Source organism: Rhodoferax ferrireducens (genome assembly GCF_031458075.1).
In the GTDB taxonomy this organism is placed as follows: domain Bacteria; phylum Pseudomonadota; class Gammaproteobacteria; order Burkholderiales; family Burkholderiaceae_C; genus Rhodoferax_B; species Rhodoferax_B ferrireducens_A.
The window spans coordinates 458,426-472,473 of sequence record NZ_JAVDXT010000001.1; the positions used below are offsets into that span (position 1 = coordinate 458,426).

The 14,048-nt window shown below is 64.9% G+C and carries 12 protein-coding genes; 5 read left to right on the plus strand and 7 right to left on the minus strand.

From position 1 onward, the window contains the following. Positions 1-3: 3 nt before the first annotated feature. From J2X19_RS02230 to J2X19_RS02245, 4 genes are read right to left on the minus strand one after another with little or no spacing between them, the layout of a single operon-like run. Positions 4-873: an ABC transporter permease gene (locus tag J2X19_RS02230; RefSeq protein ID WP_310370242.1), complete on the minus strand. Its 870-nt coding sequence runs from the start codon at positions 871-873 to the stop codon at positions 4-6. Continuing rightward, on the minus strand, positions 870-1,709 hold the full coding sequence (locus J2X19_RS02235; protein ID WP_310370244.1) for an ABC transporter ATP-binding protein: 840 nt from the start codon (positions 1,707-1,709) through the stop codon (positions 870-872). Before J2X19_RS02235 ends, J2X19_RS02230 begins: the two co-directional genes overlap by 4 nt. Position 1,710: 1 nt before the next feature. Continuing rightward, complete coding sequence (locus J2X19_RS02240) at positions 1,711-2,709, minus strand: ABC transporter substrate-binding protein (RefSeq protein ID WP_116606052.1); 999 nt, start codon at positions 2,707-2,709, stop codon at positions 1,711-1,713. Between the two features lie 20 nt (positions 2,710-2,729). After that, positions 2,730-3,620 carry a TauD/TfdA dioxygenase family protein gene (locus J2X19_RS02245; RefSeq protein WP_310370247.1) on the minus strand — a complete coding sequence of 297 codons (891 nt, stop codon included), beginning with the start codon at positions 3,618-3,620 and terminating at the stop codon, positions 2,730-2,732. A 350-nt stretch (positions 3,621-3,970) separates the two neighbouring features. Here J2X19_RS02245 and J2X19_RS02250 point away from each other — a divergent pair, with 350 nt between their 5' ends. After that, the gene (locus tag J2X19_RS02250; RefSeq protein WP_116606054.1) at positions 3,971-5,053 is read left to right on the plus strand and encodes a TRAP transporter substrate-binding protein; all 1,083 of its coding nucleotides are present in this window, start codon (positions 3,971-3,973) and stop codon (positions 5,051-5,053) included. An 87-nt stretch (positions 5,054-5,140) separates the two neighbouring features. Here the strand turns inward: J2X19_RS02250 and J2X19_RS02255 are convergent, their stop codons facing one another. The 3 genes from J2X19_RS02255 to J2X19_RS02265 form a co-directional block, all read right to left on the minus strand. Further along, positions 5,141-5,611 (minus strand): hypothetical protein, encoded by a 471-nt coding sequence (locus J2X19_RS02255; RefSeq protein WP_310370251.1) that lies wholly within the window; start codon positions 5,609-5,611, stop codon positions 5,141-5,143. A 2-nt stretch (positions 5,612-5,613) separates the two neighbouring features. Beyond that, positions 5,614-7,137, minus strand: a complete 1,524-nt coding sequence (locus tag J2X19_RS02260; protein ID WP_116606056.1) for a TRAP transporter large permease — start codon at positions 7,135-7,137, stop codon at positions 5,614-5,616. 144 nt (positions 7,138-7,281) lie between these two features. After that, positions 7,282-7,821 carry a TRAP transporter small permease subunit gene (locus J2X19_RS02265; protein WP_310370254.1) on the minus strand — a complete coding sequence of 180 codons (540 nt, stop codon included), beginning with the start codon at positions 7,819-7,821 and terminating at the stop codon, positions 7,282-7,284. 201 nt (positions 7,822-8,022) lie between these two features. Between J2X19_RS02265 and J2X19_RS02270 the strand changes: the two genes are divergently transcribed. The 4 genes from J2X19_RS02270 to J2X19_RS02285 all read left to right on the plus strand — a co-directional run bounded on the left by J2X19_RS02270 (position 8,023) and on the right by J2X19_RS02285 (position 14,039). Next, positions 8,023-9,243: an SUMF1/EgtB/PvdO family nonheme iron enzyme gene (locus tag J2X19_RS02270; protein WP_310370256.1), complete on the plus strand. Its 1,221-nt coding sequence runs from the start codon at positions 8,023-8,025 to the stop codon at positions 9,241-9,243. A gap of 295 nt (positions 9,244-9,538) precedes the next feature. Beyond that, positions 9,539-10,681, plus strand: a complete 1,143-nt coding sequence (locus J2X19_RS02275) for a carboxylate-amine ligase (RefSeq protein WP_310370258.1) — start codon at positions 9,539-9,541, stop codon at positions 10,679-10,681. Positions 10,682-10,858: 177 nt separating this feature from the next. Continuing rightward, on the plus strand, positions 10,859-11,779 hold the full coding sequence (locus tag J2X19_RS02280) for an alpha/beta fold hydrolase (RefSeq protein ID WP_116606059.1): 921 nt from the start codon (positions 10,859-10,861) through the stop codon (positions 11,777-11,779). A 13-nt stretch (positions 11,780-11,792) separates the two neighbouring features. After that, positions 11,793-14,039: a RelA/SpoT family protein gene (locus J2X19_RS02285; protein ID WP_116606060.1), complete on the plus strand. Its 2,247-nt coding sequence runs from the start codon at positions 11,793-11,795 to the stop codon at positions 14,037-14,039. The last annotated feature ends 9 nt before the right edge of the window (positions 14,040-14,048 follow it).

Here is a 14,048-nt window from a genome sequence, read left to right on the forward strand (position 1 = left end):
GGCTTAGCGCTGCATGCCCCAGCGGCGCACGGTGACGCGCTCCAGCGTCTGGAACACCAGGCTTTCGACCAGCAGGCCGATGGCAATGACCATCACCAGGCCGGCGAATACGCGGTCGGTAAACAGCTCGTTGCGGTTCTGGAAGATGAACCAGCCCAGACCGCCCTTGCCTGAGGATGCGCCGAACACCAGCTCGGCTGCGATCAAGGTGCGCCAGGCAAACGCCCAGCTGATCTTCAGCCCGGCCAGGATGGACGGCAGGGCGGCCGGCACCAGGATCTGCAGCACATAGCGCAAGCCCTTCAGGCCGTAGTTGCGCCCGGCCATGCGTAGGGTCTCAGGCACGGCCTGGAAGCCGGCGTAGGTGTTCAAGGCCAGCGGCCACAGCACCGAATGGATCAGCACAAACACCAGGCTGCCCTGGCCCAGGCCGAACCACAGCAGGGCCAGCGGTAGCAGCGCGATGGCCGGCAGCGGGTTCAGCATGGCCGTCAGCGTCGCCAGCAAGTCACGGCCGAATTGGGTCGATACCGCCAGCGTGGTCAGCACAAAGGCGGCGATGACGCCACCGATATAGCCTTGCAGCAGCAGGCTCAGCGAGATGCGGGTCTTGGTAATGAGTTCGCCGCTGGCCAGGCCGTCGACCAGCGCGTGCGCGGTCTGCAGCGCGGTGGGCAGCAGCAGGTCGTTGTTCTGGATGCGGGCCACGATTTCCCAGAGGATCAGCAGCGCCAGCAGGATCAGGCCGCGGCGCAGCCAGGCCTGCTCCCAGACGCGGGCCGTCCAGGGCAGCAGGCGCTCCACATGGGTGTCGGGCAGGGCCTCGAGCACGCGTTCGTATTCGGCCCGGATGGGCGGGTTCAGCGCAGTCATGCAATCTTTCGGGGCAATTCATTGGCGGGGGTCGGGCTGCCGTCTACTTCTTCGTTGAACAGCAGGCGGTGGATGCGCTGCGCGGCGGCCTGGAACTCGGCGCCGCCCTGGCTGTGCATGCCGAAGTCGTGGCTGTTGATCTCGGCGCGGACCCGGCCCGGGTGCGGCGACAGCAGGCCGATACGGTTGCCCACCACCAGTGCTTCCTCGATCGAGTGGGTGACGAAAACCAGGGTGAAACGCACCTCGTCCCACAGCGCCAGCAGCTCTTCCTGCATCTTGCGCCGGGTCAGTGCGTCCAGCGCGGCAAAGGGCTCGTCCATCAGCAAGACTTTGGGCTGCATGGCCAGCGCGCGGGCGATCGCCACGCGCTGCTTCATGCCGCCCGACAAGGTGTTCGGGTAGGCCTTGGCGAAGGCCGAGAGGCCGACCTTGTCCAGGTAGTGCAGCGCGCGCTCATGGGCTTCCTGCTTGCCCAGGGTGCGCGATGCCAGCAGCGGAAACGCCACGTTGTCGAGCACGGTCTTCCACGGCGGCAACTGGTCGAATTCCTGGAACACCACGATGCGGTCGGGCCCGGGCTGTGTCACCTTGCGGCCGGCGATGCGGATCTCGCCTTCCACGGGTGCGATGAAGCCGGCCATGGCTTTCAGCAGGGTCGACTTGCCGCAGCCGGAGGCACCCAGCAGCACAAAGCGGTCGGCCTCGAACACGTTCAGGCTGACCTGGTGGGTGGCGCGCACCACGCGGGCCGGCGTGCGGTATTCGAGGCTGACGCCGTCGACTTCCAGCAGCGGCGTGTCAGGGGCGGATTTCAAGGCGGTCACGGTGGCCATTTCAGCTTCCTGGCTGGGCGTAGGCTTCTTCGAAGAAATAGTCCTTCCACGAAGCAGCGCGGTTCTTCAGCACGCCCAGTTTGTTCAGCTCGTCGGCGTACACATAGGTGCGGAAGGGCGAGATGGTGAAGTCGTTTTCCGGGTCTTCCACGATCTTGCGCACAAAGTCCAGCGGCAGCTTGGACTTCTGCACGCGGATGAAGGTCTCGGCCGCCTTGGGCTTATTGGCCTTGATCCACTGCGAGGCCTCGACCAGCGCGGCGTAGAAAGCCTTGTAGGTCTTGGGGTTCTCGTCGTGGAATTTCTGCGTGGTGTACAGCACGTTGAAGGTGGCTGGGCCGCCCAGGATGTCGTAGGAGCTGATGACCTTGTGCACAGCCTTGTTCTCCAGCGCCTGGTAGTAGAACGGCGCGCTGGAGAAATGCGTGTTGATCTCCGAGCCGCCGGCCATTAGCGCGGCGGTGGCATCGGGGTGGGCCAGGCTCACCGAGATATTGTCGAAGCGTTTGAAGTCGTCCTTGCCATAGAGCTTGGCGGTCTCGATCTGCAAGGTGCGCGACTGGAAGCCGGTGCCTGCTGCCGGCACGGCGATGCGGTCCTTGTCGCTCAGGTCCTTCAGCGTTTTGACCTTGGGGTTGTTGCTGATCAGGTAGTTGGGCAGCGAGCCGAGTGCGGCCACGGCCTTCACGTTCTGCCGGCCTTTGGTGCGGTCCCACAGCGTCAGCATCGGCGGCACGCCGGCCGAGACCACGTCCAGCGCATTCGCCAGCAGGGCTTCGTTCATCGCCGTGGCGCCGGAGATCTGGCTCCAGTCGACATCGATGTCCAGGCCCTGGGCCTTGCCGTGTTTTTCGATCAGCTTCTGGTCTTGCACCACGTCGAGCACCAGGTAGCCGATACCGAATTGCTGGGCGATGCTGATGCGGCCTTCGGCCTGGGCGAGCAGGGTGGCGCTGGCGAGAGCCAGGCCGGCTACGAGGCGGGTGAGGGGAAATTGCATGGTGGTCTTGTCGTTCAAAATTAAAAAGGGGCGCTACCTTCGATGGTGGTGCGGTAGAGCTTGCGGCGCAGGTGGTCGGGGGTACCGGCGGCCAGGTGGGTCACAGAGCGGTTGTCCCAGAACACCATGTCGTGCGGTTGCCAGGCGTGGCGGTACACCAGCTCGGCGCGCGAGGTGTGAGCAAACAATTCATCCAGCAGCGCGCGGCTTTCGTCTTCGGGAATGCCGACGATGCGGGTGGTGAAGTGTTCGCTGACGAACAGCGCCTTGCGTCCGTTCTCGGGATGCGTGCGCACAACGGGGTGCACAGCAGGCTGCACCTCGTCCAGCTGGGCTTGCGTGAGCTTGGGGCGCCAGGGGTTGCGGGCGCGCAGCTCTTCGTATTTGGCCAGGTAGGAATGCTCGGCGCGCAGACCGGCCACGGCGTTTTGCAGCGCGGCGGGCAGGGTGTCCCAGGCGGTGTGCTGGTTGGCGAACAAGGTGTCGCCGCCTTCGCTGGGCAGCTCTTGCGCGTGCAGCAGCGAGCCCAGGCTGGGTTTCTCTTTGTACGACAGGTCGGAATGCCAGTAGGCGCCCGCGTCGCCCAGGCCTATGGGCTGGCCGTTTTCCTTGATGTTGGAGACGATCAGGATTTCCGGGTGGTGTTGCAGCTGAAAGCCCTTCAGTACATGGATCTGCAACGGGCCGAAGCGGGCGCTGAAGTCCACCTGCTGCTGCGGCGTGATGCGCTGGTCGCGGAACACCAGCACGTGGTGCGCGAGGTGGGCGCGGTGGATGCGCGCAAAGTCATCGGCCGCCAAGGGGCGCGACAGGTCCAGGCCCAGCACCTCGGCGCCCAGTGGGGCATCGAAGGGGCGGATCTCCAGTGCCTGCACGGCGCTGGGGGCCTCTGCATCGAATAAAGTCGTCATGGTTTCACTTTCTGTCGGCCCTGGCGCTGCATCGCGGCCGGGCAAGTCGGCGAATGTAGAGGGGGTAGGGCGCAAAGGGAACGATTGATTCGGAGTTTGTTAACTACGAACAAATATGAAGCCCGTGGACAAGCGCTGTTGCAGGCGGCTGGATTCAAGAAAAAGAGGCGTTCTGCGCAAGCAGGACAAGCGCAGGCAGCTATTTAATTTGTAGCGATAGAGCCGCATCGGCGCGGGGGAAAACCCGCAGGAATTCGGTAGTAGCGACTTCTTACAATCGGCGCTGACTTGCAGTCTCTGCCGTTCCTTCTGAGCGGTGGATTTCAATCTATCTACGGGAGTTAATTCAAATGGACCGTCGTTCCCTTATCAAACACTCGGGCATCGCAGGCGTGCTCGCCGCGGGCATGGCGCCCGCAGTGCATGCCCAGGCCGCCGTTCGCTGGCGCCTGGCCTCCAGCTTCCCCAAGCCGCTGGATACGATTTACGGCGCTGCCGAGGTGTTTGCCAACGCGGTCAAGGCCATGTCGGGTGGCAAGTTTGAAATCTCGGTGCATGCCGGCGGCGAGCTGATGCCTCCGTTCGGCGTGGTCGATGGCGTGCAGCAAGGCTCGGTCGAGATGTGCCACACCGTGCCCTACTACTTCTACGGCAAGAACCCGGCCTTCGCCATCGGTGCGGCCATTCCCTTCGGCATGAACGCGCGCCAGATGAACGCCTGGATGATGCACGGCAACGGCCGCAAGCTGATGAACGAGTTCTATGGCAACTACGGCATGCTCAGCTACGCTGGCGGCAATACCGGCACCCAGATGGGTGGCTGGTTCCGCAAGGAAGTGAAGACCGTGGCCGACCTGAAGGGCCTGAAGATGCGCCTGGGTGGCGGCCTGGTGGGTGAGGTGATGGCCAAGATGGGTGTGGTGCCACAGAGCATTCCCGGTGGCGAAATCTACCAGGCGCTGGAAAAAGGCACGATCGACGCCGCCGAATGGGTGGGGCCGTACGACGACCAGAAGCTCGGCTTTGCCAAGGTTGCGCCGCACTACTACTACCCCGGCTGGTGGGAGGGCGGTCCCGAGGTCGACTTCTTCATCAACCGCAAGGCATTTGACGCACTGTCGCCCGAGAACAAGGCGATTGTGGAGGCTGCCACCACCGTGGCCGCTGTCGACATGCTGGCCAAGTACGATGCCCGCAACCCCGAAGCACTGAAGCAGCTGATCGGCGCCAAGGTCAAGCTGTTGCCGTTCTCCAAGGAAATCCTAGACGCCTCCTTCAAGGCGGCGCAACAGGTCTACGAAGAGAACGACGCCAAGAGCCCCGAGTGGAAGAAGATCTTCGCCGACTTCCGTGCCTTCCAGCGCAACCAGGTGGCCTGGTTCCGCGTCGCCGAAGGCCGTTTCGACAGCTACATGCAAAGCATCAAGCTGTAGGCTTGCCCAGGCGCAGCGTGCTGCGCCTGCTCTGGCAATAAAAAACCGCGCCTCGGCGCGGTTTTTTATTGTGGGTATCGCGGTGACTTAGAGCTGCCGAAAGGCCTTCAGCTCTTTGACGATGCGCTCGAACTCGGCCACCAGTTCGGGGCTGGCGCCGTAGAACACCATGAACTTGCCCATCAGCGTGCGCACATACAGGCGCGGCGCGATCAGCCAGTCCAGGCCGGGTATGCGGATCAGCTTGCCGTAGGCCAGGTCGTCGAAGGGCATCTGCTTGTCCCAGATCCAGCCCTGGAACAGGCCTTCACTGCTGATGCGGGTGCGGCTGCGCAGGATGTGCCACCAGGTCCAGCCCATCATCGCCAGGCCGGCGACAAACCAGACCACGCCGGTGGTGCGCGCCGTGCCCAGCACGCCGCTGGTCAGCAGCTGGGTGAGCCAGACGGCGCAGCCGCCCACGATGGCCGTGGCCAGCAGCTTGAACAGCGGGGAGAAGGCGGCGGCTTCCACCGGGCGGCCCGGGCCCGGCACGAAGCGGAAAGGAGCGGGGCCCAAGCTTATTTCTTCTCGGCTTCGGGCTGCGAGGCCGCGGCCTCAGGCGCATCGGCTGCGGGCGCGTCGCCAAACGGGTTCTCGCCGCTGCTGCCCGACTGCTGCTGCATGTCGTTGTCGGGCACATCGATCTGGATCTGCTCGGTGTCGATTTTCACCTCCTTGGGCAGGAACATGGTGACGGTCTGCGGCACAAAGATCACGATGGCCACCAGAATCACCTGCATCAGCACCCAGGGGATGGCGCCCATGTAGATGTCGCTGGACTTGATGGGTTTCTCGATCCGCTTTTCCTTGAACAGCGTGTCGGCAATGCCGCGCAGATAGAACAGCGCAAAGCCGAACGGCGGGTGCATGAAGCTGGTCTGCATGTTCACGCACAGCAGTACGCCGAACCACACCAGGTCGATGCCCAGCTTGGCCGCCACCGGGCCCAGCATCGGCAAGATGATGAAGGCGATCTCGAAGAAGTCGAGGAAGAAGGCCAGGAAGAAGATGAACAGATTGACCACGATCAGGAAGCCGATCTGGCCGCCGGGCAGGCCAGTCAGCAGGTGCTCGACCCACTTGGCGCCGTCCACGCCCTGGAACACCATGGAGAACACCCGCGCACCGATCAGGATGAACACCACCATGGCGGTCAGCCGCATGGTGCCGACCATGGCTTCCCAGATCAGCGCCAGGGTCAGCCGCTTGTGGATGGCGGCCAGCACCAGCGCACCGACCACGCCCATGGCGCCGGCTTCGGTCGGCGTGGCGATGGCGGTATCAATGCCCGGCAGGCCGCCCATCGAGCCCAGCACTGCGAAGATCAGGATCGCCGACGGAATGATGCCGCGCAGGCACTTGGCCCACAGCTTGGCGCCGCTCAGGGTGCGGGCGGTCTTGGGGATGCCAGGGATGTGGTGCGGCTTGAAGATGCCCAGCATGAAGGTATAGGCCGCAAAGATCAGCACCTGCAGGATGGAAGGGCCCCAGGCGCCGCGGTACATGTCGCCCACCGAGCGGCCCAACTGGTCGGCCATCACGATCAGCACCAGCGAGGGCGGCACCAGCTGGGTGATGGTGCCGGAGGCCGCCAGCACGCCGGTGGCGTAGCGCATGTTGTAGCCGTAGCGGATCATCACCGGCAGCGAGATCAGCGCCATGGCGATCACCTGGCCAGCCACCGTGCCGGTGATCGCACCCAGGATGAAGCCGACGATGATCACCGAATAGCCGAGACCGCCCTTGACGGTGCCGAACAGCTGGCCCATCGAATCCAGCATGTCTTCGGCCAGGCCGCATTTCTCGAGGATCGCACCCATGAAGGTGAAGAACGGAATCGCCAGCAGCAGGTCGTTCGACAAAATGCCGAAGATGTTGATCGGCAGGTTCTCCATGAACACCGCCGGAAACCAGCCCATCTGGATCGCGAACAGGCCCGAGGCCATGCCCAGCGCGGACAGCGAAAAGGCCACAGGGAAGCCGATCAGCATGATCAGCACCAGCCCGCCGAACATCATCGGCGCAAAATTTTCCATCAGCATATCGTTCTGTCCAGTTGCTTCAATTGGTGGTGACGCGGGCGGTGCGCGGAACACCGTGGAACCGGCTTCGCCGGGCCACTGGTGTTGCCCCCTTGGGGGGGGATGCGGCTACACGCAGTGAGCAAGAAACGGGGGGGAACCTATTCATTGCACCGGCTTTTCGTAGTGCATGTCCATCTGGAACTTGCCTTGCAGGTAGGCAATGCGCTTGATGACCTCGGACAGGCCCTGCAGGAACATCAGGGCGAAGCCCAGCGGCAGCAGCATCATGGCCGGCCAGCGGATCAGGCCGCCGGCGTTGTTCGACATTTCGCCCGAGCGGAACATGCCGATGAACAGCGGCCAACTGAGCCAGGCAATCGTGGCCATCACCGGCAGCAAAAAGACAATCAGGCCGAACAGGTCCACATACACCGGGCCGTTGCCCTTGAGCTTGCCGTAGAAGATGTCGACCCGCACATGCTCGTTGAGCTTGAGCACCACCGGTGCGCCCAGCATCACCGTGGCGGCAAACATATACCACTGGATCTCCAACCAACCATTGGAGCTGATGTCCAGGCCGTAGCGAACAAAGGCGTTGCCGGCCGAGATCAGCGCGGCGGCCAGTACCGTCCAGGAGGCCAGGCGGCCCATCTGCTGGCTGATCCAATCCATGCCGAGTGCGAGTTTGAGAAGTACGGACACAGTAGATCTCCGGGAAACGGGGTGAAAACGAGGGCCACGCAGCGCATGCCGCACCGTGGCGCTGAGGCCCAAGATGATAACCTTCGCTCCAGCGGCGCCGGCGCCTGAAAAGCTTGGGTTTACCCTTGCGGACGCGGCCCAAGCTGTGGTGAGATGTGCATAGCGCCCCTGAACTGCTGGAGACCGCTTTCCGGAATGTCCATGCCTCCTGTTTCCACCCCTCTGGCCTCGATCGACTCGCCCGCCATGCGCCAGGCCGGCCGCGACCTGCTGTCGCTGGCGCTGATGGATGCGCGCAACCACACGCTGCATCTGCTGGACCAGTTCGAGTCGGCGCCGCCGATTGCCCAGGGCGGGCTGCAGCCGCGCTGGCTGGCTGGCCATATCGGCTGGATGGCCGAGGCCTGGCTGGGGCGCAACACCCAGCGCAGCCGCGGCACGGCCTGCGCGTTCCAGCCGACCCGGCTGGCTTCCATCGAACCGCATGCCGACCAGTGGTGGAACGCCGAGCAGATGCAGCGCCGGGTGGCCCTGGCCGGGCCCGATCTGGCCACCACCAAGCAGTTTCTGCTCAATACCCTGGAGAGCACGCTGGAGTTGCTGGAGAAGACCCCGGAAACCGACGAGGCCCTGTACTTCTACCGCCTGGCGCTGTTCCACGAAGACCTGCGCGGCGAGCAGCTGATCACCCTGGCGCAGATCCACGGCATCCCGCTGCATCTGCCCCTGCCCGGCAGCATGCAGCTGCGCCCGCCCTTGTCGCTGCCGGCCTGCGAGTGGCAGCTGGGCTCGGAGCGCGGCGGCTTTGTGTTCGACAACGAAAAATGGGCGCACCCGGTGGCGGTGCCGGACTACGAGATCGACGCCCAGCCGGTGAGCTGGGCCCAGTTCGTCGAGTTTGTCGACGATGGCGGTTATGACAACGCCGACTGGTGGCATCCGGCCGGCTGGGTTTGGTTGCAAACCCTGGCCGAAGGGGAGGGGCGGCGCGGCCCGCGCTATGTGGACCAGATCGGTGTGGCCAGCGGCGCCGTGCTGCAGACGCGGTTTGGCGCGCGCACGCGGCTGGCCGGCCAGCAGCCGGCCATGCACATGGCCTGGTGGGAGGCCGACGCCTGGTGCCGCTGGGCCGGTAGGCGCCTGCCCAGCGAGCAGGAGTGGGAGCGGGCGGCGCTGGGGGCCGCCAGCCAGGGCTTTCGCTGGGGCGATGTGCATGAATGGACGGCCAGCAGCCTGGTGCCCTGGCCGGGCTTCAGCGCCGACCCGTGGATGGCCTATTCCGTGCCCTGGTTTGGCCGGGCCCGGGTGCTGCGCGGCGCCTCGTTTGCCACCCGCGCGCGCATGAAGCACCCCAAGTTCCGCGGCTTCGCCTTGCCGGGCGACGACGTGCGGTTTGTCGGCTTCCGTTCGTGTGCCATCTAGTTGCTATATTTAATATAGCTTCATGCGCAGTATTTATAAGCGCTAGCGGCCTGTTTGGTTGCTAACATTTTGTTGCAAAAAATGCTGCCATCTGGGGTGCAAACAAGCCCTCCATCACCAAGTAACATGCAGCTTCGGCAGTGACACTGTGTGCGCTTTTTTGCACGCAGTCTGCGCGCGGTGTGCTGGCCCAGCCCAGCCACCGCTTTCAAAACCACGGCTTGCACGCAGCTGGCGTGAACGGCCATCGGCCTACTCTCCCTGCACCCCGCAAGTCTTCCAAAGGAGCATGACCATGCATTTCCACCGTTCAAAAGCACTCACCTTCGGGATGGAGCTCGAGCTGCAAATCGTGGACGATGCCACCGGTTCACTCGCCCCGTCGAGTGGCGAGCTGTGGAGCGAGCTCAAGCAACTGCCCGAGATCGAGCGCTATGCGCTGGAGGCCACGCAGTCGACCATCGAAGTCACCACCTCCATCCACGAAGACTCCGACGAGATGGAGGTCGAGTCGCGCAAGCTGGTCGGCACGCTGAAGGACATTGCCCAGGCCAAGGGCCTGAACCTGCGCGGCGGCGGCACCCACATCCTGCAGTTCTGGAACGAGCGCGAATTCACCCCGACCAAGCGGGCCCGGGAGCTGGAGTCCAAATACGGCTTCCTGCCCAAGCGCTTCTCCACCTACGGCATGCATGTGCACATCGGCATGCCGGGCAAGGCCGAGGCGATCCAGGTGGCGAACGTGCTGCAAAGCCTGACCCCGCTGTTCATTGCGCTGTCGGCCGCGTCGCCGTTCCAGCAGGGCGCGGACACCGGCTTTTGCTCGGCCCGGCCGCTGGAGACGCTGGTCTATCCCTACGGCGGTCCCATGCCCAAGATGGCCGATTGGGCCGAGTTCGAGCGCATCACCGACGAGATTTTTACCTCGGGCCTGGCCAAGTCGCTGAAGGACATTTACTGGGACGTGCGGCCTAAACCCGAGTTCGGCACCGTCGAAGTGCGGGTCTTCGACACCCCGTTGCGCATGCAAAAAGGCGTGTCGCTGGCGGCGCTGACCCGCGGCTGCGCAGCCCTGGCGCTGACCGGCAAGCTGCAGCTGCCGACCATCCACGTCCCCTACAACACCGACCGCGTCAACCGCTTCCTGGCCTGCCGCGACGGTATGGCCGCACGCCTGTACAACCCGATGATCGGTAAATGGCGGCCGGCCCAGCACTGGCTGGACCTGCTGGTCGCCCAGATCGAGCAGGAGCCTCTGTGCGCGGCCGATCTGCGTCGTATCCGTGAGTTGCAGAGCATGGCCGATGGCGGGCAGGACTACGACATCATGCGTTCCACCTGGCAGCGCCTCGCCGGTGCGAATGACGCAGCCGAAACGCCGGGCTCCCCCGCCTACGCCGCCAACACCCGCGAGCATTGCGACCGGCTGCTGTCCTGAGCCCGTCGTACGCCTGTCATGCTATGTAAAAAGTAGCAGGCGGCGCAGGTACTACCTGCGCCAGAGGCTGATTTCTTATAAATTTCACGCACTGGCGCAGATGTCCCGGTTAGGGCTGGGGATATGCGCTGTATGGATTAGGATGACTCCATCCTCCGCCCACAGCCGCCCCACACCATGACCGAACCCACCCTCCATTTCGTCCCATGCCCGGGCGTTGCCGCCACCACCAATGCGCCCGACCAGACCGGCCACCGCATGGCCTACTGGCAGTGGGGCGACCCGGCCAATCCCCACGTGGTGCTGTGCGTGCACGGCCTGACCCGCCAGGGCCGCGACTTTGACGTGCTGGCCCAGGCGCTGAGCCGGTTTGCCCGTGTCATTTGTCCCGACGTGGTGGGCCGCGGCCACAGCGACTGGCTGCGCGACCCGCTGGCCTACCAGATGGCCACCTACGGCGGCGACATGCTGGCTCTGCTGGCCCAGCTGCACGCCCAGGCGCCTATCCAGACCCTGGACTGGCTGGGTACCAGCATGGGCGGGCTGATCGGGATGGGGGTGCTGGGTACGCCCGGTCTGCCCTTGCCGGTGCCGGTGCGCCGCCTGGTGCTGAACGATGTAGGCCCGGCGTTGGAGTGGACGGCGCTGCAGCGCATCGGCACCTATCTGGGCAACACCGGCCGGTTCGAGACGCTGCAGCAGGCGGCCGATGCGATGTGGGCAATCTCGGCCAGCTTCGGGCCGCACACCCCGGCCCAGTGGCTGGAGCTGTCGCGCCACATGGTCAAGCCCCTGGTGCCGGGTGAGCCGGCGCTGACCCTGCACTACGACCCGGCGCTGGCCGAGTCGTTTCGCGGCTTTAGCGCCGCCTCTGCGGCCGAAGGCGAGGCCGCGCTGTGGCAGCTGTATGACGCGATCACGGCACAGACCTTGCTGCTGCGGGGTGCCGAGTCCGACCTGCTGTCGGCGCAGACCGCCCAGGCCATGACCCAGCGCGGCCCCAAGGCGCGGCTGGTCGAATTTGCCGGTGTAGGCCATGCGCCAACCCTGATTGCCGGCCCGCAGGTGGCCGAAGTCGTGGGTTTTTTACAGCCCTGAGAAAGACTGTTGGATGAAAAGTTTGCAGACCGCCCAACCCCTGGCGGCCCCCTTGGAGGAGCGGCTCCCGGATGTGGTGGCCGCCACCGCGCACCAGACCGTGCCCGAGCAGATCAACGCCCTGGCGCGGGCCCGGGCCTTTGCCGAGCCGCTGATCGCCGACGAGATGCTGGACACCGGCGAGAACACCCTGGTCCATGCCGATGCCGTAGCCGCCATCCTGCGCTCGGTGGGCGGCTCCGAGGCCATGCAGGCGGCCAGCTACCTCGTCCACGCCTGCGTGCACCTGAACAAGCCGCAGGAGGTGATCGCCAAGGCCTTTGGCGCCAACTTCGCCGCGCTGGCGGTGGAGACCACCCAGCTGATGCGGGTGCAGCGCCTGTCGCGCGGCGCCCAGGGCTCGGCGAATCTGGTCGATGATTCGGCGGCGCAGACCGAAAACGTGCGCAAGATGCTGCTGGCCTTCTCGCGCGACCTGCGGGTGGTGATGTTGCGCCTGGCTTCGCGGCTGCAGACCCTGCGCTTCTGCGCCGCCAGCAAGACCCCGGTCGAGCCCCGGCTGGCGCGCGAATCGCTGCAGGTATTTGCGCCGCTGGCGAACCGCCTGGGCATCTGGCAGATCAAGTGGGAGATGGAAGACCTGTCGTTCCGCTTCATCGAGCCCGATACCTACAAGCAGGTCGCCAAGCTGCTGGACGAAAAGCGGGTCGAGCGCGAAGCCAATATGGAACAGTTGCGCGCCAGCCTGGAGGCCGAGCTGAACGCCCAGGGTATCCAGGCCGTGGTGCAGGGCCGGCCCAAGCACATCTACAGCATCGTCAAGAAGATGCGCGGCAAGTCGCTGGGCTTTGACCAGCTGTTCGACATCCGTGCGCTGCGGGTGGTGGTGCCCAGCGTGCCCGACTGCTACGCGGTGCTGGGCTGGGTGCATTCGCGCTTCGTGCCCATGGCCGAGGAGTTCGACGACTACATCGCCAAGCCCAAGGGCAATGGCTACCAGTCGTTGCACACCGTGGTCCAGCAAATGGTCGATGGCGTGGCCTGCCTGCCGATCGAGATCCAGATCCGCACCCAGGCCATGCACGACCATGCCGAGCACGGCGTGGCCGCGCACTGGGCGTACAAGGAGGCGGGTACCAAGGGCTATGCGGGTGTGTCGGCCAGCGGCGAGTACGACGCCAAGATCGCCGTGCTGCGCCAGCTGCTGGCCTGGGAGCGCGACATGTCGGGCGCGGCGCCGCAGAACGGCCCGGTGGACGTGCTCAGCGACCGCATCTATGTGCTGACCCCGGATGCCGCTGTGGTCGAGCTGCCCGCCGGCGCCACTGCGGTCGACTTCGCCTACAGCCTGCACACCAGCCTCGGCCACCGCTGCCGCGGCGCCAAGGTGGACGGCGTGCAGGTGCCGCTGAATACCCCGCTGCAAAACGGCCAGACGGTGGAGATCACTGCTGCCAAGGAAGGCGGGCCATCGCGCGACTGGCTGAATCCCGAGCTCGGCTATCTGGTCAGCCACCGCGCGCGCGCCAAGGCCCGCGCCTGGTTCAATGCCATGGCGGTGCACACCACGGTGGCGCGCGGCCGCGAGGCGGTGGAAAAGCTGCTGCAGCGCGAAGGCAAGACCGCGATGAAGCTCGACGACCTGGCGGCCCGGCTGGGCTTCAAGTCGGCCGATGATTTGTTTGAAGTGGTCGGCAAGGACGAGTTTTCGCTGCGCACCATCGAGACCCTGCTGCGCCCGCCTGAGCCGGTGCTGGCGCCCGATGATTTCCTGCTGCTGAAGAAATCCCGCAACACCGAGAAATCGCCGTCCGGCGGCGTACTGGTGGTGGGCGTGGATTCGCTGATGACGCAGCTGGCCAAGTGCTGCAAGCCCGCGCCGCCGGATGCGATCCTGGGCTTCGTCACGCGCGGCAAGGGCGTCAGCATCCACCGCGCCGACTGCAGCAATTTCCGTGAAATGTCGGTGCGCAATGGTGAGCGCGTGATCCCGGTGGAGTGGGGCAACGGCAAGAAGGAGTCCGCGGCCGTGTACCCGGTGGATGTGGCGGTGCAGGCGGCCGACCGCCAGGGCCTGTTGCGCGACATTTCCGAAGTCTTTACCAAGGAAAAGATGAACGTGATCGGCGTGCAGACCCAGTCGGTCAAAGGCACGGCCTGGATGACGTTTACCGTGGAAGTGGCGGATGCCGCGCGGCTCAACAAGGTGCTGGGCGTGGTGTCCGAAGTAGCTGGCGTGCGCTCGGCTCGGCGCAGATAAACGCAAGAT